At 60.1% G+C, this 26,687-nt stretch carries 26 protein-coding genes and 1 pseudogene; 19 read left to right on the plus strand and 8 right to left on the minus strand.

What is annotated here, in order from left to right:
- Position 1: 1 nt before the first annotated feature.
- Positions 2-397, minus strand: coding sequence for a mercuric transporter MerT family protein (locus AC1MLZ_RS23730; protein WP_014072602.1), 396 nt, complete (start codon positions 395-397; stop codon positions 2-4).
- Positions 398-473: 76 nt separating this feature from the next.
- Between AC1MLZ_RS23730 and AC1MLZ_RS23735 the strand changes: the two genes are divergently transcribed.
- From AC1MLZ_RS23735 to AC1MLZ_RS23750, 4 genes and pseudogenes are all read left to right on the plus strand, one after another.
- The gene (locus AC1MLZ_RS23735; RefSeq protein ID WP_014072603.1) at positions 474-896 is read left to right on the plus strand and encodes a MerR family transcriptional regulator; all 423 of its coding nucleotides are present in this window, start codon (positions 474-476) and stop codon (positions 894-896) included.
- 170 nt (positions 897-1,066) lie between these two features.
- Positions 1,067-1,627, plus strand: a complete 561-nt coding sequence (locus AC1MLZ_RS23740; RefSeq protein ID WP_004213255.1) for a recombinase family protein — start codon at positions 1,067-1,069, stop codon at positions 1,625-1,627.
- Between the two features lie 62 nt (positions 1,628-1,689).
- A pseudogene (locus tag AC1MLZ_RS23745) lies at positions 1,690-2,583 on the plus strand (IS256 family transposase); the annotation flags it as partial.
- A gap of 631 nt (positions 2,584-3,214) precedes the next feature.
- Complete coding sequence (locus tag AC1MLZ_RS23750) at positions 3,215-3,625, plus strand: hypothetical protein (RefSeq protein ID WP_480962299.1); 411 nt, start codon at positions 3,215-3,217, stop codon at positions 3,623-3,625.
- 97 nt (positions 3,626-3,722) lie between these two features.
- Here the strand turns inward: AC1MLZ_RS23750 and AC1MLZ_RS23755 are convergent, their stop codons facing one another.
- Complete coding sequence (locus AC1MLZ_RS23755) at positions 3,723-3,980, minus strand: hypothetical protein (RefSeq protein WP_480962300.1); 258 nt, start codon at positions 3,978-3,980, stop codon at positions 3,723-3,725.
- A gap of 312 nt (positions 3,981-4,292) precedes the next feature.
- Between AC1MLZ_RS23755 and AC1MLZ_RS23760 the strand changes: the two genes are divergently transcribed.
- A complete protein-coding gene (locus AC1MLZ_RS23760) occupies positions 4,293-4,802 on the plus strand; it encodes a Ros/MucR family transcriptional regulator (protein WP_480962301.1) in 510 nt (169 codons plus the stop codon).
- Positions 4,803-5,589: 787 nt separating this feature from the next.
- Entirely contained in the window at positions 5,590-6,597 is a 1,008-nt protein-coding gene (locus tag AC1MLZ_RS23765) for an alpha/beta hydrolase (RefSeq protein ID WP_480962302.1), read from the plus strand.
- Positions 6,598-7,055: 458 nt separating this feature from the next.
- Here AC1MLZ_RS23765 and istB read toward each other — a convergent pair whose 3' ends face one another.
- From istB to AC1MLZ_RS23780, 3 genes are all read right to left on the minus strand, one after another.
- Positions 7,056-7,817, minus strand: a complete 762-nt coding sequence (istB, locus tag AC1MLZ_RS23770; RefSeq protein ID WP_159513485.1) for an IS21-like element helper ATPase IstB — start codon at positions 7,815-7,817, stop codon at positions 7,056-7,058.
- Positions 7,814-9,322: an IS21 family transposase gene (istA, locus tag AC1MLZ_RS23775; protein ID WP_151989758.1), complete on the minus strand. Its 1,509-nt coding sequence runs from the start codon at positions 9,320-9,322 to the stop codon at positions 7,814-7,816. Before istA ends, istB begins: the two co-directional genes overlap by 4 nt.
- Positions 9,323-9,424: 102 nt before the next feature.
- Positions 9,425-10,216: a polysaccharide deacetylase family protein gene (locus tag AC1MLZ_RS23780; RefSeq protein WP_480962303.1), complete on the minus strand. Its 792-nt coding sequence runs from the start codon at positions 10,214-10,216 to the stop codon at positions 9,425-9,427.
- A gap of 149 nt (positions 10,217-10,365) precedes the next feature.
- On the opposite strand from AC1MLZ_RS23780, the gene AC1MLZ_RS23785 reads away from it, so the two are divergent.
- The 4 genes from AC1MLZ_RS23785 (at position 10,366) to AC1MLZ_RS23800 (ending at position 15,326) form a co-directional block, all read left to right on the plus strand.
- On the plus strand, positions 10,366-12,078 hold the full coding sequence (locus tag AC1MLZ_RS23785) for a M61 family metallopeptidase (protein ID WP_480962304.1): 1,713 nt from the start codon (positions 10,366-10,368) through the stop codon (positions 12,076-12,078).
- A gap of 226 nt (positions 12,079-12,304) precedes the next feature.
- On the plus strand, positions 12,305-13,825 hold the full coding sequence (locus AC1MLZ_RS23790; RefSeq protein ID WP_480962305.1) for a M16 family metallopeptidase: 1,521 nt from the start codon (positions 12,305-12,307) through the stop codon (positions 13,823-13,825).
- A 50-nt stretch (positions 13,826-13,875) separates the two neighbouring features.
- On the plus strand, positions 13,876-14,199 hold the full coding sequence (locus AC1MLZ_RS23795; RefSeq protein ID WP_480962306.1) for a hypothetical protein: 324 nt from the start codon (positions 13,876-13,878) through the stop codon (positions 14,197-14,199).
- Positions 14,200-14,372: 173 nt separating this feature from the next.
- Complete coding sequence (locus AC1MLZ_RS23800) at positions 14,373-15,326, plus strand: hypothetical protein (RefSeq protein WP_480962307.1); 954 nt, start codon at positions 14,373-14,375, stop codon at positions 15,324-15,326.
- A gap of 68 nt (positions 15,327-15,394) precedes the next feature.
- Here AC1MLZ_RS23800 and AC1MLZ_RS23805 read toward each other — a convergent pair whose 3' ends face one another.
- From AC1MLZ_RS23805 to AC1MLZ_RS23815, 3 genes are all read right to left on the minus strand, one after another.
- Positions 15,395-16,090 carry an aspartate/glutamate racemase family protein gene (locus AC1MLZ_RS23805; RefSeq protein WP_480962308.1) on the minus strand — a complete coding sequence of 232 codons (696 nt, stop codon included), beginning with the start codon at positions 16,088-16,090 and terminating at the stop codon, positions 15,395-15,397.
- A gap of 130 nt (positions 16,091-16,220) precedes the next feature.
- Complete coding sequence (locus tag AC1MLZ_RS23810; RefSeq protein ID WP_480962345.1) at positions 16,221-16,718, minus strand: META domain-containing protein; 498 nt, start codon at positions 16,716-16,718, stop codon at positions 16,221-16,223.
- Positions 16,719-17,454: 736 nt separating this feature from the next.
- Positions 17,455-18,216: an outer membrane protein gene (locus AC1MLZ_RS23815; protein ID WP_480962309.1), complete on the minus strand. Its 762-nt coding sequence runs from the start codon at positions 18,214-18,216 to the stop codon at positions 17,455-17,457.
- A 699-nt stretch (positions 18,217-18,915) separates the two neighbouring features.
- On the opposite strand from AC1MLZ_RS23815, the gene AC1MLZ_RS23820 reads away from it, so the two are divergent.
- The 9 genes from AC1MLZ_RS23820 (at position 18,916) to AC1MLZ_RS23860 (ending at position 26,686) form a co-directional block, all read left to right on the plus strand.
- Complete coding sequence (locus AC1MLZ_RS23820) at positions 18,916-19,521, plus strand: DUF7007 domain-containing protein (protein WP_480962310.1); 606 nt, start codon at positions 18,916-18,918, stop codon at positions 19,519-19,521.
- Positions 19,522-19,751: 230 nt separating this feature from the next.
- Positions 19,752-20,396 (plus strand): hypothetical protein, encoded by a 645-nt coding sequence (locus AC1MLZ_RS23825; RefSeq protein ID WP_480962311.1) that lies wholly within the window; start codon positions 19,752-19,754, stop codon positions 20,394-20,396.
- A gap of 13 nt (positions 20,397-20,409) precedes the next feature.
- Positions 20,410-20,706: a hypothetical protein gene (locus AC1MLZ_RS23830; protein WP_253069900.1), complete on the plus strand. Its 297-nt coding sequence runs from the start codon at positions 20,410-20,412 to the stop codon at positions 20,704-20,706.
- 19 nt (positions 20,707-20,725) lie between these two features.
- Entirely contained in the window at positions 20,726-21,025 is a 300-nt protein-coding gene (locus tag AC1MLZ_RS23835; protein WP_480962312.1) for a hypothetical protein, read from the plus strand.
- A 76-nt stretch (positions 21,026-21,101) separates the two neighbouring features.
- Complete coding sequence (locus AC1MLZ_RS23840) at positions 21,102-21,602, plus strand: hypothetical protein (RefSeq protein ID WP_480962313.1); 501 nt, start codon at positions 21,102-21,104, stop codon at positions 21,600-21,602.
- Positions 21,603-21,854: 252 nt separating this feature from the next.
- A complete protein-coding gene (locus AC1MLZ_RS23845) occupies positions 21,855-23,042 on the plus strand; it encodes a hypothetical protein (RefSeq protein ID WP_480962314.1) in 1,188 nt (395 codons plus the stop codon).
- A gap of 43 nt (positions 23,043-23,085) precedes the next feature.
- Complete coding sequence (locus AC1MLZ_RS23850; RefSeq protein ID WP_480962315.1) at positions 23,086-23,502, plus strand: hypothetical protein; 417 nt, start codon at positions 23,086-23,088, stop codon at positions 23,500-23,502.
- A gap of 75 nt (positions 23,503-23,577) precedes the next feature.
- Positions 23,578-24,870 carry a hypothetical protein gene (locus AC1MLZ_RS23855; protein ID WP_480962316.1) on the plus strand — a complete coding sequence of 431 codons (1,293 nt, stop codon included), beginning with the start codon at positions 23,578-23,580 and terminating at the stop codon, positions 24,868-24,870.
- A 361-nt stretch (positions 24,871-25,231) separates the two neighbouring features.
- Entirely contained in the window at positions 25,232-26,686 is a 1,455-nt protein-coding gene (locus AC1MLZ_RS23860; RefSeq protein WP_480962317.1) for an ATP-binding protein, read from the plus strand.
- The last annotated feature ends 1 nt before the right edge of the window (position 26,687 follow it).

Here is a 26,687-nt window from a genome sequence, read left to right on the forward strand (position 1 = left end):
TTCAATAGAACCAGGGTGCCCACCAGTCGATGGTGAGCGCCAGGATGGCGACGGCAAGGCCCAGCCACAGCACCGCCTTGGTGGTCCAAGCCGATTGTGGACGAGCGCAGTAGGAACCGTCTTCACAGGGCGGTTTCGGCTTGAAATAGACATGCCAGAAGCCGTAGCCGAGCAGCGCGAGCGTTACGCCTGCGACATAGGGCTTGTAAGGTTCGAGCGCCGTCAGGTTGGCGATCCACGCGCCGGAAATTCCGAGCATAACCAACAGTAGCGGGACGACGCAGCAAGCCGAGGCGAGCCCCGCGCCGATCAATGCGCCCGCCGCAACCCAGTTTGCCTGCTTCGGCTCGTGGTTTTCGGTGAGGGCTGGCTGTCCCGCTTCCGGCGTTGAGACCATGGCTTGAATCCCTTGTTCCAACTGAGTGATTCGCAGTGTAGGCTCTGTAGCCACTACAGACTCAAGAGGTATTTTCATGGAGCAACAGGTCGGCATCTTGCGTGCCCAGCTTGCCCGGAAAACAGGCTGCAATCTCGAAACCATCCGCTATTACGAGAAGGTGGGATTGCTGCCGGGGCCGCCTCGCAGTTCCAACGGCTACCGCGTCTATTCGCCGGAACTGGTGCAAAGGTTGCAGTTCATCCTGCGCGCGCGCGACCTTGGCTATGCAATGGATGAGATACGGTCATTGTTGTCGCTCACCGATACCGGTGCACAAACCTGCGCGGAGGTTATGGCGAGAACCGAACTCCACCTTGAAGATGTCCGCCGCCGCATTGCAGATTTGCAGAAGATAGAGGTGACGCTGGCGACCACGTTAGCCAGATGCACTGGAGATGACGTTGCCGAATGTCCCATCCTGGAAGCACTCCAGTTTTTACCCCATCAAGGCAATTGACGCCATCTTTGAGGGATTTGATTTCGTGATGTCAGCTTGGAGTATAGCCTAACTGGACGTCAGGGCGGTACTGCGGTTTCTGTCAGATTAGGGTGATAAACGGAATTTGTTGACGAATTTCGTTACGTATCATAGATTTCAACCTGACATTTTGATGGAGAGAGTGCGCAGTGAAGGGGCAACGGATCGGCTATGTCCGGGTCAGCACGTTCGATCAGAATGTGGATCGCCAATTGGAAGGTCAGTCGCTCGATCGGACCTTCACCGACAAGGCATCGGGCAAGGACGTCAACCGCCCCCAGCTTGAGGCTCTGCTCACTTTCGCCCGCGAAGGCGATACCGTCGTCGTCCACAGCATGGATCGGTTGGCCCGCAATCTGGATGACCTGCGCAAGCTGGTCCAGGGCCTCACCAAGCGAGGTATCCGGATCGAGTTTGAGAAGGAAAGCCTGTCCTTCTCGGGGGAGGACTCCCCGATGGCCAATCTGATGCTCTCGGTCATGGGTGCGTTTGCTGAGTTCGAGCGCGCTCTGATCCGCGAACGGCAACGCGAAGGCATTGCGATCGCTCGGCAGCGCGGCGCCTATCGGGGGCGGAAACGGTCGCTCTCGGATGAGATGATTGCCGATCTGCACCGCCGCGTTGCCGCCGGTGAACGCAAGGCGACCATAGCGCGCGACATGGGCATCAGCCGCGAAACCCTCTACCAGTACCTTCGCGCCGCTGCCTGACACCAATGTTCACATTATGTCCGGAAAACCGTTGTTCAGCGTACAAAGCTTGAGGTGACGCCCAGGAGGCATACATCCAAGGCATCTCGACCCGTTCGGTCGACGACCTGGTGAAGGCCATGGGTATGAGCGGCATCTCGAAGAGCCAGGTAAGCCGGCTTTGCGAGGAGATCGACGTCCGCGTGAAGGCTTTTCTCGACCGGCCTATCGAGGGCGACTGGCCGTACGTGTGGATCGACGCGACGTACCTGAAAGTGCGTCAGGCTGGTCGGATCGTCTCGGTCGCGGTCACCATTGCAGTCGGCGTGAACGGTGACGGCAGGCGCGAGGTGCTCGGCATGGCGATCGGTGCGTCGGAGGCTGAGACGTTCTGGACAGACTTCCTCCGCGGCCTCGCGCGGCGGGGCCTACGCGGTGTGAAACTCATCATCTCGGATGCCCACGAGGGCATCAAAGCTGCCGTCTCACGCGTGTTCAGCGCCACGTGGCAGCGGTGCCGCGTACATTTCGCGCGCAACGCTACGGCCCATGCCGGCAAGAGCGGGCGGCGCGTCGTCTCGGCCTTCATCGCCACCGCGTACGCACAGGAGACGCCCGAAGCCGCCAAGGGTCAGTGGCGCAAGGTCGCCGACCAGCTGAGACCCAGCGTCCCTAAACTCGCAAAGCTGATGGATACGGCGGAGGAGGACGTGCTCGCCTACATGTCGTTCCCGCCGCAGCATCGCACCAAGCTGCACAGCACGAATCCACTCGAGCGCCTGAACGGCGAGATCAAGCGACGCACCGGCGTGGTCGGCATCTTCCCCAACGAGGATGCCATCACCCGCCTCGTCGGCGCTTTGCTACTAGAGCAGAACGACGAGTGGGCGGTCCAGCGGGGACGCTACATGACACTGGAAAGCGTAACGCAATTGAGCGATGATCCCGCAGTCACGTTGTCGTCCATGGCGGCGTGATCGACCCGGCCATGTCCGGAGATCAAAGCGGCTACGCCGCTGAAGCTACACCACGCGGTGGGACACGATCTCAGATCATATGGCTGGCGTATGTTGAAGCTGATAATACAGCTTCCTCCACTTGGCCGGGTTCCTAAAGATGCGCGGAGATCGTGTTTCGAATAAAAACGATCGCCGGGCGCTCCACTAGCAGCCTCTGTTGTCCAACCCCCGCTCAAGAATGGTTTGTCATCGACACCGAGCTTTGTAGTCGCTTGGACGCAGACCTCTACGGCACGCGTGAATTCGCCTACGTCCACCGCAGGCACGCCCGCCGCAGCCGTTGACAAGCCAAGCGCACCAAACAGCAGGCCGAGCTTGAATTTTGGTCCCATGACGTTGTCCTCTGCCATACAGCTGTCTCTGCCGCTTAATTCGGCAACTCCGCTACGGGCAATCATGCGCCTAAACGTTGCCAGGCTGCAATTTATCAAATCGCGCGGTGCATTGCCGTTTCGGGGCCACGTGGATTCCCATTTCTCGATCCAAAGCGGGAAAGCTGCCGTTCGGCTTGCGCCCACTTGCCGCCGTTCAGAGGTCAATAAGGGGCTCCCGATTGCAGCCGTTCGTTCAGCAAGTCATTGTCGACGGTATGAACAAGCATGATCGACTGTGGGCGCGGTACTGGGCAATTCGCGATAGTCATCGAAACGGGCACCGAATGCCGATTCTATGGCATCTCGCACTTCGACGTGACACCATCGCGATGACCGAGCTGGGGAGCACTTTTGCAAAAATTGGCCGGATTGCCGAACCCTTCAGCCAAAGTGGCCTCGCATATCGAGCTTTTCGCGCTGGCAACGCTCTCGGCGCACAGCACCTTGCGATGAACGCGTTCAATCGGCGCGACCTGTCGGGCTATCGGCATTGGCTTAGTCAAGCTGCTCGACTCGGTGATGACGACGCGAAGGCGGAACACCGCCGTTTCGAGACTAGGCTGCCACACAGCAACGCTGCTCTGATTGGTCGCGGACGACCGGATCGGACATCGGACTTCATGTAGCTGCCGGTCGCCATTCACCTATTAGCCGTCATCCACGATCCGGTTCATCGAACTTGACGGCCGCCATGGGGCGGCCAGCCAATGCTCACAGCTGATGTTAAATAGCTGACTGTTTCCGAAGGAGCCGGTTCAGCTCATGCTTATATTGCTTACACGTTGTAGTGAGGCGGTCTGCTTTCTCCTCTTCCAAGCATCTTGAGCGCAATGTGCCTTCCGCGCGATACCGCCCCTCTGACAGGTACTGGCCCATTCCGTACTGGGCCGGATTGGCCGCGGTAATGGTCTGAGCATCCGAGGCAGTCCCGACACTGGCGACGAGAACGGCACCAAACAGGCTTGCGATTGTCTTCGTCATAATCCCACTCCTCTACCCACTGGCTAACAACGCTTAGCGCGAAAAATGATCATTGTCGGCTAAGTGCCAGCGTGCGCGCAAAGCGGACCTTCTGCAATCCACCAAGTTGCGACATTTAACTGCGAGACGCTGACTTTGACATGATCCACTCGCTGCTGGCGCCCCTCCTCCCGGTTTGGCTGGGAAGGCTCAAATAAACAGCTCGTGTCGGCCGCGATGTTGACACTGCCCATGCCTGCGCCATGTAGAACATCGGCTCTGCCGCCTTGTTTTGGTGCCCAGCCCGACCTCCCTCCTGATTCCGGAATACCAATGACCGAAGAGACCAACGCCGTAGAGCTTGCTACTGAGCTGACCATCGCTTGGCTCAGCAACCCAAATACCCGCACATCGGCTGATGACGTGCCGGCCTTCCTTGCTTCCATGCATCAAGCCGTCAAAGGTCTCGATGCGCCTACGACGCAAGTGGAAGCCACGCCGACAGAGGATTATACCCCGGCCGTATCCGTCCGTAAGTCGCTCGCGAGCAAGGACTACATTATCAGCATGATTGACGGCAAGCCGTACAAGACGCTGCGCCGCCACCTTGCAACGAATGGCCTTACCCCTGAGGATTACCGGGCGCGGTACAATCTCAAAGCAGACTACCCGATGGTCGCAGAGACCTACAGCGAGGCTCGCCGTGCAATGGCAAAGACCATCGGCCTCGGCCGCAAGCCGGGGCAGACCAAAAAGGAAGCGTCCGCACCAGCAGCAATCAAGGCGAAGCGCACGCTCAAGCCGTCGTTCCAACCGGCTGATCAGGCGGAAACTGCTGAATGATACGGATGGGCGGCAGCAATGCCGCCCGCTTTTCCCTCGAACCCCGGCCGCGGGGTTGCCGGCTTGTGAGCGCGACACAGTCGGTTGCTGTCGCTCATCCTCACCGTTGGTGTAGGCGCCGGCATTCTCGGTTTGCGCGCACAAACAACTTTGGGAGCGCGTCAGCATTCCCACTCGACCATCAATTCTGAGAACGCCCAACCCTTCTCGTCGGCCGTCCCCCATGGATAACATGAAGAAATCGCCGTTTGCGGACGGTGCGGTTTGGAAGCAACCCAATTTGACGTTAAGCCGCTGATAGAGATACCTAAGCCAGCATGTCTGACGACGCGAAATTATTTAGGGAGCGTGCTGAGGCGGAGCGCTCGGAGGCCAGTGCCTCGGTGTTACCTAACGTTCGAGATCGTGCCCTGCGCTCGGCTGAACGATGGGAAGAAATGGCCCGCCGCGCTGAGCGGGTCCAGGAGTTGTCCGTCGGGCGAAAAGGCTGAGCGGTGCAATCAAAAAATGATGCAGCGCAGCAATGTTTGGCTTGCATATCATTTTTAGCAGATGCAGCATGGCAACGCCTTTCAGGCATCCTCTCCAAAAACTTTGCCGGCCCCGCGCCGGCATTTTTTATGAGGCTGCCAAACCTCGTTACCCACCGTCGACGAACACGAGTCCCATTTGGCGATCCTTTGCGGGAAGGTGTAGATTGCGCCTCTCGTACCGGCTGCTAATCTCCGTTCCTGCACTCATGCCGATCCTTGAACATGGGCGGTGCCCTCACAACAGGAGATACGGTTTGTCGCGGTTCCGATTTATTGTACCTTCTCTCATTGCGATCAGCATTGCCGGGACAGCGTATGCCCAAGCCAACAAGGCCGGCAGTTCCCCAGCCAAGATTGAGGTTCCGAAGGTAGAACGCGAGGGGATGTGGCAACCAGCCCCAGGCGGTACGCAAGTGCCGCTCTGGCCTGCGAACGTTGCTTTAGCGAAGCCCGACACGGGCGATCATCCCGAAGCTACCGGCAACGGTTCACCGCTTGTCGGCGGGAAAATGTGGCATTGGGCAAGCTATGTCACCCGACCGACCATGACCATCTACAAGCCCAAAGGGCGGGACACCGGCTCCACGATGATGGTGCTCCCGGGCGGGGGGTTCTACGCAGTTGCGACCGACCTCGAAGGCACCGAAATTTGCGACTGGGTTCTGCAACAGGGCATAACCTGCGTCATGCTGAAATATCGGACACCGCAGGTGTGGCCGAAAGAGAACGGAAAGCAGCAGCGACCGAAGGTGGTGTTGGGGCTGGAAGACGCCCAGCGCGCTATGGGGTTGTTGCGGCAGCGGGCCACAACCTACAAAATTGACCCGCACAAGATCGGCGTGATCGGCTTCTCTGCGGGCGCATATCTCGTGGCAAATATGAGCAATACGGACGAGCGCACTTACCCGTTAGCCGATGCGGCCGATCAACAATCGCCACAGCCGGACTTTGCGATCGTGGCCTATACGGCACGGATGCTCGACAACAGCAAAGGGAAGAACAGCCTTGAGCTGCAACCTTGGGTGAAGATCAGCCCAAAGGCCCCACCGACGCTTATTATCCACGCCATGAACGATCCGACGGATAACGTCCGTCAAGGAATGGCCTATGCGCTTGCGTTAACCGACGCTGGTGTTCCAGTTGATATGCGCCTCTACGCCAAAGGCGGTCACGCCTTCGGAATGCGTCCAACCGCCGATCCGATCACCAAGGAATGGCCGGGACAGGTTAGACAATGGCTACAAAATCTCGGCGTGCTTTGACACCCGCTTTGGCTGGCGGCGAACAGGGTTGCGGTGACGGAGTTACGGGGTCCCGCTGGTATATGCTCCGATCCAGGTGGGCGGCTCCTGCTCTAGTCGCCCATCGACCTTCACATGCCGTGCCCGCGCCCATCGATACGCCCACATAGGGCCGAACTTCGTCGCAGCGACGGGCGTGGAATAGGCCGGATCGCGTTGCGCCTCAGTCAGCGATACGAAACCGTAGCCGGCTGAACGGAACAAGGCGAGAAGCTGCCCTATCGTCGCGGAGTTGAGCCTGTTGGCGTGCAGGAGCATGATCGCCGGAACTTCACGTCTATTGAGCGGCGATCTGGATGAGACAGTAGCGGCGATCAGGATGAGACTCTGCGGCCGTGACGGGAGCGAGATTGTCGCGGCGCGACAGGCAATGCAAGGCCAACTTTGGTCTTGATCGCCGCTCCGCGACAGACGGTGTCTCAGCTTGATTGTCGCTGGAGGGCTGCGCGGCGTCGGTAGCTCTCGACGTTCATCTCGAAGATGGTGGAATGATGAACGAGGCGATCGACAGCGGCGAGCGTCATGGCGGGGTCAGGGAATACGCGCGACCAGTCGCCGAATGGCTGGTTGGCGGTAATGAGGGTTGATCGGCGTTCGTAGCGGGCGCTAATCAGTTCGAAGAGGACGGAGGTTTCGGCCTGGTCCTTGGTGACGTAGGCGAGATCGTCGAGCACGAGCAGGTGATATTTGTCGAGCTTGGCGATCGCACTTTCGAGGGCGAGCTCACGGCGCGCGATCTGCAGTTTCTGGACGAGATCCGAGGTACGGGTGAACAGGACGCGCCAGCCCGCCTCGATGAGTGCCATGCCGATTGCAGCGGCGAGATGGCTCTTCCCGCCGCCCGGTCCGCCAATCATGATGAGGTTGGCCCCCTTCTCGAGCCAGCTGTCGCCGGCGCAGAGCGCCATGATGTGAGCCTTCGAGATCATCGGCACGTTGGTGAAGTCGAAGGTGTCGAGGGTCTTGCCTGGTGGCAGGCGTGCTTCTGCCAGGTGCCGCTCGATGCGTCGCCGGTCGCGTTCGGCGATCTCATGCTCGGCGAGCGCGGCGAGGAAGCGGGTGGCCGGCCACGCCTCCTTGTCGGCGCGTTCAGCGAACTGGAGCCAGGCCTGCTTGATGGCAGGCAGACGCAGTTCGTTGAGGATGAATGCGAGGCGCTGGGTGTCGACAGCGGGGTTCATGCGGCCGCTCCCGTCAGCAGAGTGTCGTAGACGGCAAGCGAGGGCAATTGCACCGAGACGACCGGCAAGCTGGCCGGGTCTGGTGAGAAGCGTGCTCGTAGCTGCGTGAGGTCTGGCAGGCGCCTGGCGTCCAGATCCGCTGCCAGAACATCTGCCAGCTCTGCTTCGCAACCCCGCTCATGCGCGAGCGAGAGCAACTCGACCATGATCTTGCAGGCGACGCGCTCGGGCAGTTGTTCGATAAGACGGTCGAATGTCCGGCGATACGCTTCGCGCGGAAAGATCTGGTCGCGGTAGACGAGGTTCATCAGCGCCATAGGTTTGCGCCGCAGGCTGTGAATGACGTGCCGGTAGTCGACGACGTGTCCGTGCTTGCCGTCGCTGGGCGTTCGTCCGCGACGGAGCGTCATGAGACGCGTCGCGCCGAGGAAGATATCGAGGCGGTCGTCATACAGGCGGACCCTCAGCCTGTGGCCGATGAGGCGCGACGGGACCGTGTAGAAGACCTTCTTCAGCGTGAAGCTGCTGGTCGAGGTGACGGGGACAATGCTCTCCTCATAGTCGCCGGTGCGAAGCTGCGGGAGCGGCTGCAGCGTTGCGCGCTCGGCATCGATACGAGCCGCGTTGCGTCGGTTCTTGCGCGCGACGATCTCGTCGATGAAGGCGCGATAGGCGGTCAAATCGTCGAAGTCGCCGGATCCGCGCATCAACAGTGCGTCGTTTACGGCATATTTGAGATGGCCGTGGGGGCTTTCGATAGCGCCGTTCTCATGGGCGACACCGCGATTGTTGCGCGTCGGCTCCATCGCATAATGCTCGCAAAGCGCATCATATCGCCGCGTCAGGTCAACTCTGGCGTCAGCGTCGAGATTGCGGAATGCGGCCGACAGGCTGTCACTGCGGTGTAGGCGTGGCGCGCCGCCTACCGCCCACAGGGCGTTCTGCAGTCCCTCGGCCAAGGCGACATAGCTCTCGCCGCCGAGGATGACATGGGCGTGCTCGAAACCCGACCAGACCAACCGGAAGTGATAGAGGAGATGCTTGAGCGGCTCGCCGGCGACCGTGACGGGCACATCGAGGTCGCCCATATCGGTGAAGTCCGACAGGCCCATGTGGCCGGGCTCGTGGGTCTGACGGAAAATGACTTCCTGGTCCTGACCATGCCGCGCACGCCATGTCCGGATGCGCCGCTCCAGGGTCCTCCGGATACCGGGCGACAGATCCGAATGCCGGCGAAGCATCTCCTCAAATATGGCAACGGCCCGCAGGCCGGGAGCCGCCTGGAGAAGTGGGACAATCTCGGTGTCGAAGATCTCTGCCAGCGGGTCTGGTCGGCGCCGACCTCGCGGCTCCGCCTTCTGGGACGGGAGTTTGCCGCCCTTGAGCAGTCGATAGGCGGTCGCCCGGCTGATACCGGCCTTGGCCGCTGCCACGGGCACCGGGTCGCTTTGACGATGTTTCATAAAGAGCCTCGTTTGATGATCGTTGACGTGTCGACCGCTCACCTGCGCTCTTCCCCCAAGGAAAAGCCCAGATGTAGGCCGGTCACGACCACCAAAGCCCTTCGAAAGGGCTTCCGTTTGGGGCTGTCGGCTCCGGGCTACGCCCTACGCCGACAGCCCCAAACGGAGTCTCATCTTGATTGACGCTGCTGTCTCACCTTCATCGCCGCGCAGCACACGTCCAATAACTTTCCGGACCAGTTCGCCATAATAGGCGATCTGAATACGGCTATGATCGAGATAGGCGTGCTTGATCCGCCGCATCATGGCTTTGTCGCGCTTGGCGAAAGCACGTTCATAGGCGTTGTTGAAGAGATAATCGGACGTGTCGATGGTTGAGGCGGCCAATGTGTATCCGTGATCGGCAAGGAATTTCTCAATCGCGGCACGTTTGGATTCGGTGTCGCCGATATGATTGTAAGGGAAGCGGAAGAACGGGATCGCGCGACCGACCGACGCGGCCATTGGGCGGATGGTAGTTTCTCCCCTCACGACCTCCTGCTCGATAGTTTCAGTGTTGAGATCGTTGCTGTCGAAGTGGCTGTAACCGTGATTACCGAGCGCAAGCAGCCCCTTGTTCCATTCGGCAAGCAGCCGTGGTCCGACAGGTCCCAGCGCCACCACCTTATCCTCGTTGGCGAAGCCGGTTGCTGGCACATGGGCTTGTCGTAACGTGTGAACGATGCGGTGCTGCGCATCGATCGCGGCCTTGGTCGATATGCCCGACCCTTCGCTTGCGTAGGGAAGGTCATCGAAGGTGATTGCCACCACGCGACCTGTGGCGGGGGGCGGGATGTTTTCAGCAGATAACGCGACCGAGCAGGCGAAGAATCCGACAATCGACAAGATCGACGTTAGGAGGCGAAGGGTTAGGCGGTTTGCAGGATATGCCTTCATACCAAGGCATGTAGCCGATGGTGGCCGGCCCTGAGAACCTTTCCCAATTCGGCATCGATTCCGAGAACGCTCCGGCCTTCTCGATCGCCGTTCGTTTGGGGGAAGAGCGAATAGATTGCCGAACCTGTTTCACTGGGTAAGGTAGCGGCATGCGTTTGCGTTCGCTGAGCCTCACTCTGCTATTGCTAGGCGCGTCCAACGCACCTCGCGAAATCACCGTCCCCGTGCAATATACCCTAGCGCCTGATTTATCTGGTGACTTGCTTACCGGGTTGCGCGTTCAAGTCCGCTTCCGTGCCAGTCCTTCGGGCACTACCGGGTTCGGATGGGGCGAAGGTTGGGCCGGAGAGCGCAGGCTGTGGCAGTGGGCGCGCGACTTTGACGTCCAAGGGGCAACCGCTGTCGAGAAAGATCGAGACGGCCATTGGCGCATTCTTGCGGCTCCCGGCGAGGCGCTGACAGTGACCTACCGAATAGTATCTGGCTACGATCACGACCCAACCGTAGACGACAGCCAGCAGCCCCGACCTGTTATCAGACCTAAGTGGTTTTATGCGGTCGGCAATGCAATGTTCGGCTACCCCGATGATCGCGAGAACGCACCAGCCACGTTCGATTGGTCAGGCTCAAACGGTATGGGCTTCGCCTCCGACCTCGAACATCTTGCCGGTCGAAACCGCAAGGCGAGCCGTTCCGGCACCGTGGCCGACGTGTTGGAAAGCGTCGTTATCGGCGGGCGTAATCTTCGCACCTTTGCGGCGTCAGACGGCTCAGAGGTGAGAGTAGCAACCATTGGCAGCTATTCGTTTGCCCCGGAGCAACTAGACAGCCTGGCGCGTCAGGTGATTACACTGGAGCGGGCCTTCTGGAACTCAAGCCGCCGTGCTCCCTTCCTTGTAACGGCTGCCCCGATTGTCGGCAGCCCAACGACAATGGGTTTCGCTGGCACCGGACGCGGGGACGCATTCGCGTTATGGATAGATCAGCGAACGCCTTCAACAAGTATGAAATGGCTCCTGGCCCACGAGTATTTTCATACCTGGAATCCGGGGCAACTTGGCGCCCTTTTAGAAGATCGGGAAGAGCGGCCTGCTGCCTATTGGTTCAGTGAAGGCTTTACCGATTATTACGCACGCGCTTTGATGGTGCGCGCTGGCCTGATAACGCCGACTGAGTTCGCATCCATCTGGAACGAAATGCTGGCGGCCTATGCCGGTTCTCCTGTCCGAACCATGCCGGGAGCGCAGGCTACGGCGGCTTTCTGGAGCAACGATTCGGCGCAGAAGCTACCCTATCAGCGCGGCGCGATGCTGGCGGCGATCTGGAACGAGCGCTTACTGGCAGGAAGCAAGGGCGCGGTGAATCTGGACACGGTGCTGCACGCACAGATCGCGACCGCGCGGTCTTCGAGAGAGCAGGCGACCTTCCTTTTTGAGAAGCTAATCCGCAAGAACGGTTTGAACACCACTGACGATGTAGCCCGCTACCTAATCAACGGTGAACCGATCCTGTTGCCGGCAGGGACATTCGGACCATGCGCCAAGATCGTCACCGAACAACGCCCGTCGTTCTCACCAGGCTTCGACGCGGAGCTGACCGCAAACGCCGGGAATGTCGCAACCGCCGTTGATCGATTGTTGCCAGCGTATGCGGCAGGGTTGCGAGATGGCATGAAGATACTCGCCCGAACGGAAGGCGAGCCGGATAACGCACTAGTGCCTTATGCATTGTTGGTCGAAGACAATGGCAAACACCGTACGATCCGGTATCTCCCGCAGGGAAACAAGCGAGTTACGGTTCAGCAGATTCATGTAACGAATGCCCAAACTCCCGACTGTCGACGTACGCTAGGCGGTTTGTAAACTACTGAACGCTGTTCGGGATATGTCTGACGCCATATCTGCTTTTCGACTCTAATCGACACAGCGCCGACGTCCCCCGCTCCCTGTTCGCGATCGGAAATGACGATCGGCGCTGACACCACGCACATAGTCACTTTTCTGCCTCAAAGGTGGGACATCACCGATCCAGCCGGCTAGAAATACTCGCATGATACGGGCGGCCGGCCTGTCGAGGAGTGGAGCCTACATGCGGAAATTTTGCCAAGCATCGATGTGCTTGATTACCGTCCCGCTGTTCGTTTTATCTTCTTCGGGACTTGCCGCGGATAGGAGGCCTGCTGCGGTCGGCGTCAGTTCAGAGACCGTAGATCGCCCCTCCGCCGATTGGGGCGCCCCGGTAATTGGCCGTCTCGAAAACGGTGTACGATTTGCGATCCTGCCCCGGCAAGGCAATGAACCTGGCGTTGCAGTACTCATGCGCAACGAGGGCGGCTTCATTGCGGAGCATCGTCCAGGCGAACGGGGTCTGGCACATCTAATCGAACACATTGTGTTCCACAGCCCGACCATCGGCTCGCCAGACGATTCAGACCACCTTAAGCGTATCGGTATGCCTCTGACGTTACCCGCACCGAATGCGGGTTCCACATCGTGGCGGGAGTCAAACTACTACCTTTCGACCAGAACGACGGCTTCGGCAGACCTCGATGTGCTGCTGACCCTGTTCAGAGACGCTGCCACAGGCATGACCCTTCGCGCCGATGCGGTCGATACCTCGCGGGGTGAAGTCATACGGGAAATGGCGGACAAGAAGCTCGGCAATGAGATTTACGCCGACTACATCGCTGCAATCGCTCCCGGTTCACCAAACGACAGGCTCGATGCGCAGAACTCCGACGATGTGCCGACCGCGAGTATTGATACCATTCGTGGCCTGTATCGACGCTTGTATCGCCCTGAGAACATGATGATCGTCGTCGTCGGCAATGTGAGGCCGGGTGAGGTGAAGAAGCTGGTCGAGAAGCGCTTTGGGGACTGGATATCTATAAAACCCGCGCATCGCCAAGAAACGTTCCCTATGTTCCAGCGCAATCTCATCCGTCCGGTCAGCTTCTCCGCGCTTCCTCAAGGACGTCGGACTGCGCTGGTGACAGTGGTAATGCCGACGCCGGTCCCGCCATCTTCGCGCGATCAGCAAGCGCGGGCCGACATCATGGACTTGCTCGTCACACGTGCGATCAATGACCGGCTCGCTGCCCTCCAGCTTGGAAGCCCGCCCGGTAAGGTCGGCATGTTCATCGAGAACGGTGAGCAAGGTCAGCGCCAGATCATGCTCTGGGACAACTTCGCTGCCGATCAATGGAAACCGGCGGTTACGGGTTTGCGGAAGATGACGTGCGATCTTGCCACCTCGGGATTTACGGCGAAGGAATGGGCTGCGGCTAGGCACAACCTTGAGGCCGATCTGAAGCAGCGCGCAATTAATATGCCGAGAACCGCGAACGTTGACCTTGCGAAAGATCTTTCTCACGCGCTTGCTGATGGTCGAGACCTGATCCCGCCTGATGAAATGCTTAGCTACGCCAGGATCATGCTTCCACAGATAAGTGCACGGGACGCAAGCAACTGGTGGCGCGAACAGTGGGGTAGCGGCATCGAACACCTAAGGGTGGAGGCTCCTGACTTAGCTAGAGTGCAAAATCCCGTATCCGCGATCCGGGCGGCAGCTGTTGAAGCGGCAGGCACCTCTACATGTAAATTGTCGTAACACGCTTGTATCTTCTAGCGAACGCTACCTTAACGAGAAGAGGTTGAGATATGACCGTAACCCTGATGGTCGCCTTTTTAGCCGCATCGCCCAGTTCGACTATTGTCACTCCAACTCTAGTCAATTTTGATCTTGCAAAAGTTCGGCCGCGTGAACCTACCTGCATAGACAGAGGTCAATCTGACGAGATTATTGTATGCGCTCCTAAAGGCATGGACATTTGGATATCTGATACAGGCAGATTTGCCGCGCGTCCGATACGCGCCGAGTTCACCGGTCCGCTGAATGCAGAATCGACTGTACATGTCATCCAGCATGGCAGTCCTATTGGCGTAGCGCCTGCCGCAGCCGTCACATTAAAATGGCATTTTTGAACCAGCCTTGGAAAGATCGAAACTTAAACCAGACATTCTCTGAATTCGATCAATTCCGGAATGCCATCCGGCCACCTTCGCCCACCCCCAGCGGTTGGTGCGTGTAGAAGATAATACCGATAGCAGCGATGCGTCGATATTGACGCCCTCGATCTTTCGGCCAAAATCGCTCAGTGAAAATGCTTATCCAATTTTGTGTTACCGTTTTGGCGGTGATCGGCGGTGCTGCACCAACGTGCGCAGCGGATGTTGCCGGTATATGGGCGCTCCGCGCACAGGGCTCGACGCTAATGCTTCTTGAAGTGTCGCGCAGTCGCAAGGGTTGGACCGGATCGTGGACGCAGCCAAGCAGCTACGACACCAACGGTGAATATTTCAACGACATCAAAGCTGACACTACTACTCGACGCTCTCGCGAGGCGCATAAAATTGAAGATGGCGTCGAGCTTGTCTTCGATAATCCTTGGCCTGGGGGAGCGCCGGATCGTATCGCGATCCATGCGGACGGCGCGAGTCACGCCAGCATGCAGTGGGCAGCCTTCGATTCAACCATATATGAACTGACGCGGGTGGCGTCACCGATTGGGCTGGGTCCGTGGCAGACTGATCGAGGGTATATTCCTGACACCATTCGATCGACCAGTGAGGCTATGACCTCTATCTTTGATGCCGACCAAGCTGATCGCCTCGATCCGGCGCACATTGACTGGAAAGTCGTTCTCCCTGCGGATCGCGCCCGGCGAGAGCAGACGCAAAAACTGCTCGATAGTGGTCGATTGTCGAGCGGCGACGACTTTTATCATGCTGCATTTGTTTTTCAGCATGGCGAGAAGCCCGACGATTTCATGAGGGCGCACGCACTGGCGATGATCGCTATTGCACGCGGACGCTCAGACGCGACGTGGATCGGAGCGGCAACCCTCGACCGTTATCTTCAGTACAGCGGCCGACCGCAGATATATGGCACGCAGTTCACGCGACCGACGACCACATACACCCAGGAGCCGTACCAACGCGGCTTGCTGTCTGATGCCGTTCGTAAGGCCAGCAATGTTCCACCCTTAGCCGCCCAAGAAAATCAGCGCGCGGCATGGGATCGTCGTATACCGCTCGAAAAGACGCCATAGTCATTGCCGGTCGCTTCGAAGCCCAGACCTGCCATTCTTGAAACACCATCCTCTTGGGGAGCGCGCGGTCAACCAGCCAGAGCCATATCGATCGCCGCTGCCGCATGGAGGGCGGTTGTGTCGAAGATAGGCACCGGACTGTCTTCCGGCCGAACCAGCAGCATGATTTCGGTGCATCCCAAGATCACCGCCTCCGCTCCGCTCTCAACGAGGCGGGCAATGACCGCGCGGTAAGCTTCACGCGATGCCGGCAAGATCTTACCGGCCACCAACTCCTCATAAATGATACGATGAACGATAGCGCGGTCTTCGTCGTCCGGCACGACGACGTTGAGACCATGCTGATCGGTGAGCCTTCCCTTGTAGAAAGCGTGTTCCATCGTAAACGCGGTGCCGAGCAGTCCGACCTTCTTAAAGCCGGCCGCCTTAATGCGTTCGGCCGTAGGATCGGCGATATGCAGCAGGGGAATATCTACCGCGGCCTGAACGTCGGTCGCCATGCGGTGCATGGTGTTGGTGCAGATCAGCAGCACGTCCGCCCCCGCCGCTTCGAGGCGTCTTGCCGCATCGACCATTTGCGTCGTAAGGCCCAGCCAATCGCCTCTGTGCTGCAAGTCCTCAATTTCCGCGAAATTGAATGACCACAGGAGGCAGCGGGCCGACGCGGTCGGGCCGAACCGGTCCCGCACGCCCTCATTGAGAATGCGGTAGTATTCGGCAGAACTTTCCCAACTCATGCCACCGATCAGGCCAATCATCTTCATGCCTCAGTATCCTCCAGCTTTCATGCACCGTTTGACCACAACTTATGAGTTTCGAGAACTCTGTTACGTTCTGTTTTTTCGATCCAAATCAGGAACGTAGTGGCTGAAAGGGGCATCCTTCTCCATCAGTTCACTGGGGGAATCGTAACGAAAGCGGGATCAAGACTGCTTTGCCTCCGTCTGCGAATCCTATGACAAGGTGTCTACCCTGAAGCGACCATCGGCGGGCATGTTGCATCTTCTTCCAGAACGCCCTGCCGATCCGGTCGGCCGATCCCCCGCCGCATCCTTTGGCAGTCATGGCCATGAGAGCGGGTTCTAAGCGGCCTTCGTATCCCGAGGGATCGGCAGACCATCGGTATTCTGATCCAGGCCAATCCCATCGAAACTCGTAGCCGAGCACGTTCCACCATCGCTCCGGACTGAATACCCTATTGCAAGCTAACGAACCTTCGATCCGACGATCTGCCATGAAACGCAGGGTCGGGGCGGCGTCCGTTTCAATCTGCACAGGCTTGTTATTCAGCCGGCGTAACGTCCAAGTTTGGGAAATAAGGCTATTCTGAACTCTGCCAGCGGTCGTCGAATGGTCGTCACATGCTGGGAGAGGCAGCGAGATTGAAAGCATTAGTAGGAACCGTTTCACGGCTTGCCCCTGGCATTGGATCGAGTTCCATGCATTGCGCTAGGAAGGAGCAACGAGTTGACCCCGAACAGTAGAGAAGCCGTCATCCTTCTCAATCACACACGGTTGCGCGGTAGGATATGCCAACGCTCCCATGTCAGCCAGCAGTCGCCGAGCTGGAACGGTAGCGCCATCCTCAATGGACCCCCGCGCCAAAGTCCGCAGATAGCCCGTGAGCGCAGGCGTGCAACTCCCAGCCGCTTCCATCCAGCGAGCACCCCGTTGTGCCTTGCTGCGCCCTGCAAGCGCGCTGGCGGATGGACGAACACCATCGCCGAGCGGGATGACTTTCGTGCTCTTATCCTCCGATATGCCGCCCGTCGCGGCCACCAGCGTTGCCAACGCTGCCAGGTCACCGATTGATGCTCCGCCACGGCGTGGAACGGATTCTTGCCGGTACGACAGGAGCATTGCAAGAATCCCGTCGACAGCTTGTGCTGATGGCGCGTTCGCCACTAGGCCCCGAGGCACCGCGATAGTTACCCCTTGCCCGTCGATTTCTAACTGGCGGTCCGTTACAAGTACCGTACGCACTACGCCCCGATCAAACCCAGCGGCTTCAACGATCCGATCCATTCGCGTTTGAAGCCAAGCGTCTGGCGTTGCGGGTGCTGGCGCCGCGGCCACGAGTGCAACCCCAAACACTGCTGAAATAGCGCGCATCATTAGGCCTCCTGCATCAGAACCGAATAGGTACGCCAAGCATGAAGCTGTTGCGCGTGCCGTCAAGGTGTTCGAACTCCGCGCGAATTCCAACGTGTTCCGTCAACCGGTATTCGCTACCGCCGCGCAGCACAAAGCTTCGGGTTCGGGACAGATCGTCTTGACCGGGGGTAGGATCAGAATCGATGACGCGATAATTGTGGCCGCCATAGCCTCCACCGACATACAACATCAGGCGTAGTGTCGCGACGAACCCAGCTCTGGCCGTCGCGCTAAATCCGTAGCGGGGTTTAATGCCCGATACGTAGAACTCGTTGCGTTCGATAGCGGTATGACCTCCAAAGTCGAATGCGCCTTCAATGCCAAGTATGACGCGGGGGGACACTGCCAGATCATATCCGGCAAACACCTGTCCACCTGGACCCCAACGGTTCACATTGAAGCGACGGGTCTCTCCGGAGGGGAAGGCTGTTTCTTCTAAAACGAAATGATGATCCACCGCTGTTATTGCCGCCCCGATATGGGGCCCCGTGAACGCGTCCTGCGCAGTGGCTGCCGATCCGGAAAAGGCCGTGATCGCTAAAAAAAAAATAGCTAAACCGATACGCATGAATGTTCCCCCCGTTTGAAACTGCATAGCAAGTATCGCGGAGGATTTTAAAGGCCGGATCTGGTTTGTTGGGCCCGCGCAGAGCGCGAATGTTCGCCTCTTGATCCCCTCGATTTTGCTGATGCCGGAAAGCTTAAGGCCAGACTGCGTGCTGACTCGATCAATCATTCCCATTTCGGCATTTAAGAAAGCCTGCGCATTCCCAAAATTCGATCGAATTTCGGAAAAGCTGCCCCGAAGAGCTATGATAGCTACGCATTACGGCTTGCGGACAGCACCCGAACGGTATCACTTTGTCGCAGTTCAGATCGATCGAGAGCCCAGCAATGTTCAGTCGTGCACTTGCCATTTTCCTGTTGGCCTCGGCCACGCCATCGGCCGCATCCGATCGAAGTGTTGAAAAAGCATCTAACTCCGAAATGACGGCGATCTTCAACGCCGATCAGAAAGCGCGACAAGATTCAAACATTGATTGGGCGTCGGTTGGTCCCTAGGACGAAGAGCGTCGAAAGCGCACCCAAGCTCTGTTGGATGCCGGGGCGTTGAAAAGCGCAGATGACTTTTCCCATGCCGCATTTATTTTTCAGCATGGCGGATCATCCGTAAGTCGACCGGTCTATCATTCCAATCCTGGCCGTTACCGAACCAACTTCCGCCCTATCATTCCTTTCATAAACGACCGTCTTCGCGGGTAATGGCGGCGCTGGCGCGTCCCTACGGAAAACGTCTTTCGCAAACCCCTTTCATCCGCTGACCGAAAGGCAAGGCTAGTGTGAAAGCCAAGCCTACCGTGAATCTGTGTCCGGATAATGCACAGGGGCCTGGGAGAGAAGGGGGAGGGGAAGGGCATCGATCAAGGAGACGATCATGCCCGCTTTCACTTCGACCACCGCGCCCGTGCATACGCTCTGGGACACTCCCGATACCGCGATCCAGCGCCTGCCGGGTATCTGGTTCGTTACGACTCCCTCGCATGGTGGCTTCGTCCTGTCGGATGAGCGTCAGGCTGCCATGCCGGACGCGCTGCGCCTCGACAGCATCTACTACGAGGAGGACGTCAACTGGTCGCTGGTGGTCGTCGGGTTCGAAACCGAGTTCGCAGCGTTGAAAGACCCGCTGTTCGACATCGAGCGCAACCTTGCCCATCAAACGGCACGTCACTGGCGACCGATGCAATACGGTGCCTTCACCGGCGAGGTTATCAGCCCAAGCGATAGCTACGTCCTGAAGAAGGTAGCGCTCTACGAGGCCGCGATCGGAGAGATCGGGGTACGCTCAGCATCCGGAGATTGGGCCGACTGGGTGCCCAAGGGCAAGGTCGGCGTCACCGGGCAGCGCATCACCGGCTGCGATCACCTGGGCTTCGCACAGTATGAAGGACCGAACTTCAAAGGCCTGTGTGATGCAGCGCGCTACGACAGCTCCCGCCCGGTCAACACCTTCGCCGAACTTGATGTTGAACTGATGCCGTGACGATCGGGAGCGTCGTCGCCCTACCCCCTCTGGCCAACGGAGGGGGAGGGGGCCGACTAAAGGCCGGAAAGATGTTGCCAAAATCCGGCAACATCTTTCCCGAGACGTGCCCAAGCGCCCAGCCCTGAGGGGCTGACGATACGAGCGCAAACCGGGTGTCGCGGGAGAAGAGAGGGGGGTGAAGAGTGTGCGCCGAAAGAGCGCACGGTCCTCATTCGGAGCATGCGTCGATGATTTACGATGTGCCTTTCCGCCACCAACAAGCGCTGGACCCGAGCGCCCTCACCACTGTCGTCGCGACATTGCACGCGATCGGAAAAGCGGTCGACGACTGCCGCAATGCCGGCGTCGATCCCAACAGCGACCCCGCTGTCGTCCTGCTGGCGCGTCACATGGCAACCGTGTCGACCAATCGTGCGCCCCGCGACGTACTTCGCCACGCCTGCAGGCGCCGCCTCGAAGACCTGAAGCGGTTCCCGACGCTGCTGGCGCTCGCAATCCGCGGCGTGGAATATGATGCCGGCGCCAAGGAGCGTTTTCATATCGAAGCGACCGAGGCGATGAACGCCCTCGCCGTCTGCATCGGCCTGGCACCGGGGACATTCGAGATAGTGTCGCTTCAGGGCGAACGCGATCAATCCGGCCATGTCCTGCTGGCGGCCGGCGAGTTTGCCGTCACTGTCAGGATCGGCGCACGCCACGAGGGTCGCGAGGTAGCGTACCGGGCTGTCTGCGATAGCACGAGCCCGCCCAACCACTACGCGCCGATGGCCGATCTGCTGAAGCCGGACCGCTTCGCTGATCGCCTGCGCCGTGATCTGTCGATCTCAGTCCGCCCGGTCGCGCCTGTCGCCCCGGTCCTGATCGCCGCCTGAAGGAGTGATGCCCATGCACATCCAAGACGCGCTCGCGGTTGCACGAGCCGACGCCACGCGCATTGCGCACTTCATCGAGCGACGGGAGCGTTTCCTTGATGCGCTCGACTGGTCGATGCTCACCGAGGATCACGCGCGCCAGTCGGCGATGCTCGACGACCTGCTCGAGGGGGATATGGCCGATGCCATCCTCTATATCGACTGGCTGGTCGAGCGGCTGGCTGGTGATGCTGAACAGGTCCCCGGCGTACTCCGCTTTACGCCGCATCCGCGCCCGTGGCAGCTTGCGTGGATCACGCTCGCTTCCTGACCGACTGGGGGATCAATTGATGAGCCGTCATACTTTCACCGGCAGCGCCGGCACCACCGTGGCGATCGGTTGGGATCGACCCTTGGCGACGTTCTTTGTTCAGGTCCTGCGTCCTCACCCGACCATGAAAGGCGAGGAAGACATGGTCGAATGGCAGGGTACTGAGCCCGACGAGCTACCGACCGCAGCAGCGGCGATCGAGATTGCCGCCCGCTATGCCGACCTGCCGGAAACGCTCGGCGCGACGCTTGAGACCGACCGCCTCAAGACGCTCGGATCTGTCGACGGACCGGCGCAGCGGTTCCTTTATCGATCCTGAGCACCACGCTTCGCGGCGGTTAAAGAGAAGGGGGATGGGGTTTAGGTCGATCCAAGTGGATCGATGGAGATACCCCATGTCCTACATTATCGATATTGGTGGCGCACCGGCCAACGAGGACTGCGCCCAACTCGGCCAGACGCCGGACTTCGAGGCCGTGAACACGTTCGAGATCCTCGCCTACAAGCTGGCGATCATCGCGCGGCACGGCATGCCGCCCGCCGGCTGCAAGCTTGGGCCGCATACGAACCGACATGACTTTGGGGTCTATCGGACGATTGCCCTCCACATCGAGGACGAGGAAGACGAAGCCGTTCAGGCGTATGCCGAGGCGGTAGAGGAGGGTCTGGGGTCATGGCTCGAGGCCGGATTTACGCCCCCGGTCATCTACGCTGGTTCGGTCGCCAAGATCGAACGCCTCGACCACGTCGAGCTGGTGATCGGTGCGCTGCTTACGACGAGGCCGAACGCCGACGGGACGTTCCCGATCGCCGACTTCGGTATCCTTCACGGCCACCTCGCATCGGCCTTTCCGCAACAGGCGGAGGCCGCGCGCCAACGTCTGGCCGAAGCGTAACCCCCGCCCATCCCCTGAAGGATTGAGACAATGCTGATGCTGCAATCGCAGCCCGCCGGGATCGTCCCGGCGGGAGCGTTCCCCCTTGTCCGGTCACCGCGTGACGTCGAGGCCGTGGAGCCGGACTATTTTGATTCCACGGACATGCGATGCTGGCTGAGGCGTGGACGATCTGTCGAACAGGCGACACAGCTTGCCTTGATCTGGCGATCCTATCCGGACTTGCCACACACGGCGCCACTGGAGGAACGCATGGCACGGGGACGCGAACGTATCGCGGCGATGAAGCCATTGAACGACGCGATAGCCGCCAGGACGGAGGCCGAACGGCAGACCCGGAACTTCGCCTTCATGGAATCGCGCGCGGGGGAAGGGACGATCGTCGATAGCGAGATTGCGATCCTGCGTGGCCGTGATCGCTACGGCTATGACTGGGATATTGCCGTTGCCTACGCGAGCGGCTGGACCGCGGCCGATGCTGGATGGGAGCATCGCTTTTGCGCCGATGGCTCGCGTCGGCAGGACGCCAAGCGCGAGTCCTATGACCGTGGTTTTGCCGATGGTGGCGGTGACCAGGCCGACCTGTTCGACGCCGCGCGACGCAGCAACCTCGCCGCCATTCGCCGGGATAATCAACGCCCGGTAGCGCCGCTACCGCCGAGGGCACGACCGGCGCCGAGCAGCTGGCCCAAGCCAAACGATCATGCTCGCCCAACGCGGTGGTCAAGGCGTCTGCTGATCGTCTCTGACGCCACGATCGAAGAGGTGACGCCAGGGTTGATGCGCGTCTCGAGTCTGCGCCTCGTTGATGAGATCCGCGCCCGACCCGGCACCGAGGCCATGACGATAGTCACGATCGACCGCCATGACGGCTTCGTCGTGAATGGATGCCCGGTCGAGACGAAAGTGCCGATCGCGGCTTCCCGCGCCGACGAAATGATCGCGGATCCTAGCCACGGCGATGCCCTCCGCGCCATCCTCAGTGGACACGATTTCGACGACGTCCTGATCGCGGTACAGGGCGACTACCTTCGCATCGTCGACGCGTTCGCAAGCGCACTGCCGCTGTGTGCGAACATGGAGCGATCGCAAAACTCGCTGCTTCAACAGCGTGCGCATCTGCGCTGCTGGCTCGACCGAGGCTACGACGGCACGGACAATCTGGGCGCCGGCCACATCCGGTGGGGCAAGGCCATAAAGGGTCTGACTGGCAAGCTCGGGGAGTTCACCGCCCGCCATGTCGGTCCAGCGCCGCGCCGCGGCCACCTGATCCGGATCGAGGCCGAAGGCGGCACGCTCGCCGAAGGCTATGCCACCTCTACAGGCGAACGTCTCGCGACCGAGATCACCGTCTCTAACAAGACGAACATCCGCCGCGAAATGGCAGCGGCCCTGCGCGCCTTTGGCGGCGCCACCCGCCTGATGGACGCCTGTGGCTGACACCGCAGGCCCCGCTTTTCCACCTTCACTTGAGGAGATGACCATGCCTGACATCCGCGACCTGCCCGTGATGACCAAGGCCGATTCCGAGGCCATCGGCTTTGCCGGTTTCAACGACGTGCCGCACAAGGTCATTGACCTACCGAACGGCGATTTCACGCTTAGTGCAAAGACCAGCGACGGTCGCCGCGTCACCTTCAGTTTCCAGCCTCACAGCCCTGACGGGACAGCCAGGTTCGTCGATATTCAATTTCACGATCGCGGCACGACGATCCCAAGCGCCGATGGCGGCAACATGCCGACGTTCAACGCGTTCGCGATCACCAAGGGCGGGCGGCATATCGTCGATACGCGCGCTCTCACTGAAGACATCAAACCTTCGATACTGGTGCTGCTGATGGACACAGCCGAGGAAGAACGCGCACGCGCCGCGGTGCTGAAGAGCGAGACGCCCGGCTAACCAGCCAGGGCGGCGCAGGAGAGGAGAGGGGGTGAGGGGAGGGAGACCGGAATAGGCCGGACAGGATCCTTCCCCATGCGCACTCGCTACATAGCCACTTTCGCCGACACGATCCGGACCGACCCGGTGACACTTGCCCGGGAATATCTCTCCGCCCGCGATGCAACCGAACACGAGTTCCAGACCGACGAGGCACGCTCTGCCTATGTCGACGTCCTGTCGGCGCTAGGCCGCTTTCAGCACCGGACCGCGTTTGCACGCGCGCTTGCCCAGTTCGACGTCCGCCCCGAGGCCGTGGACACAACGCGAGAGGACAATCGTCTGCGCCCGATCGCGTGGTCGTTCGGGGAAGGAGCCACGTTCCCCGGCTTCACCGATGACACGACCTGGAACGGCTTTCTCAACGTCAGGGTGCCGGTCTCGGCATGGCCCTACGTGCTGGCCGAGCTGATCGACGGCGCCGACGGCGATGCCGAGACGATCGAGGGATACCGACGGCTGGGCACTACGGAAGGTCTGGTCTGCCTGTCCCACGGGTTCACCACCCACGAGGTGATGCCGACGTGGCCGTCGTTCTTTCCCGACTATGCGATCGACACGATGGTGCCGATCCCGCCGGAATGGTCCGAGATGAGCTGGCGGCACGAAACGGCACCGAGCTTCGGACCTTGCGTTGGTCCGATGGGCGAGGCCGCACAGATCTGGATCGACTACGAACAGCCGGCGATGCGCGAATTCCCGGAGAGCGCGAGGTTCACCTTTAGCCGGCGTGACGCAGTCGGCGAACTGACGGTCGCCTATGCGGGTGACAACTATGCCGATGCCCTTGGGCATATTGCGATCGAGACACTCGCCTGCGCATTCGCACACGGTCTCGCAGAACAGCTCGATCCGGATGAGTGGCGCCAGATGCGCTTACAGAACCAGACGATCGCAGCTGGTATCTGTGCGTCGCACGACTTCCTCGACGCCAACATGGTCATGCTGGCGGCCTGGCAAGCTACACGCGCGGCCGCGATAGTCGGGAATGGCGATGCCGATGCACTCGGCACCGACCTCGCTCACGTCAACGCCGCATGGGAAGTCGCCACACGCTATTACCTGACGGCCTCAGACGAGGCGGCCCGGTTCGACACCTGGCGCGTAACGGGGCGCGATGTGCCAAGCCTGGCCGCGGCGGGTCACGATCTGGCGACAATCCCACCGTCGGATAGCCCAGGCCGCGTCTACTCGGTCGGCTTTATCCAGGCGCATGGGACCGACTGGATCGTCGACGTAGGCAACACCAGCCGGAGCTTCGACCACCTGATCGATGCGGAGGCTCACCTCTGGTCCGTATTCGCGTCCCAAGAGTGTCGCTACGCCTGAGCGCTGGAACGTGCGCGCAGCGGGTAAAGGTGACGGGACCGGTGTTCACCCAGGCCGACCAATTAGGCCCGAGGCCCAAAGAGGGAGGGGGAGGTGACAGGCAGATGCGGGGAATGGCCCCGCCGAGCCCGAGGACACAGCCATGCTCCCTGCCATGATCGCAACCAGCGTTGCGCCCGAAACTATTGCCAAGGTCGGACGCCTTTTCAATGGATCGGCACACGACGTCCTGAGCGAGCTGCTCCAGAATGCACGTCGCGCCGGTGCCAGCACGGTCACGATCACCACCGCCGGCAGTCACGGCGATCGGCTGATCCACATCGTCGACGATGGCAGCGGTATCGCTGACCCGGCAGCGGTCGTGACGCTCGGCCGGTCGGGATGGTCGGAGGAAATCAAGAAAAGCGAGGATCCAGCCGGTATGGGCGTGTTCAGCCTCGCGGGCCGCGACGTCATCATTCGGTCTTGGTCACGGCCCGAACGGCAGGGCTGGATGACGCACATTCCTGCGGGCGCATGGGAAAGCGGTAGGCCGATCGTCGTCTCGAATGATCCTATCGTGCGCGGCACCGCAATCACGGTGCGAGTACCGCAAGAATGGTCCCAAGGGCTAGACGACGCCGTCCGGCAGGTCGCACGTCACTACCCGCTACCGGTGACCTTTGACGGCGAGCCGGTCGAGCAGGATGATTGGCTAGCTGGCGCGATCCTGGTCGAGGAGTGGAACGGTTGCAGGATCGGCGTCTTCCAAGAGGACTCGGCGCGCACCCGCCTTGGCGATCCACGCCTAAATTTCCACGGCGTGACCATTCCGCTTGCGATGATTGGTATCGGCGAGGTCGGCCGCGGGCAGGTCTGGAATGCGCGCGTTGATATCGTGGACTGCCCTGCGATCCAACTGGTCCTGCCGGCACGCAAGGAAGCCGTGCAGAATGCCGCGCTCGACGAGCTGCGGGCCGCGCTCACGGCAGCCATTTTCCGCACGATCGCCGCGCAGCCCACACACCGGCTGGCTTTTGACGCATGGTCGAAAGCACGCTCGATCGGCATCGAGATCGGCGAAGCCGAGCCGTATCTTCTCGGCTGGGTCGCGCCTCATGCCGACAGCGGCGAAAATTACCTGAGCGGCACGCGTGTCTCGGACATGTCGATGGTCATCATGCCCGACATCGACGCTCTAATTGCCCAGCCGGTCGCACTGGCGATCGAGCGCCACTCCCCATTTGGCAGCAAACTGGTCGGCGAAGAGCCGGCGTTTGCCGGTTACCGCTGGTACGATACACTGGCCCGCGTCGATATGATCGGCTTCGAGATCATTCAGGAAGATCGTTGTTTCGCAATCGATGCGGAAACCGGCGCTCCGACCGACGTCGACAATGGTTATGTCGACGTGCTGGATCTGATCGCAACGGTATCCCATGCCGGCGCGTACGTTGATGTTCGATGCCCGGCCGATATCGCGTTTGCGGCAGACCATGACCTGTCGAGCCATATCGACGATCTGGCGATCTTCATCCGGCGCGGAGCGGAATTGGTCACGGGCGATGTAGTCGATATCGCTAAACGATCAGCGTTCGATCCGGCCGGCGACGGCGACGCTGACAGTTACGATACGCAGCGAGGCCGCTTCATCAGGGACGCAACCGAGCGGGTTGTCGGTATTCTGGAAGGCAGCGACGCCGCCCTCGAGGTCCGTGTTCGGTCGCTACTGTCTTCTTATCCATGGCTGGTCCCGTCCGACCGGACGGTGACGATCACGATGACACGCGACGGACTCGCAGTCGTTGTCGCCGAACGCACGCCCGAAGTCGCGTAAG

Source organism: Sphingomonas sp. PEI4 (assembly GCF_056679955.1).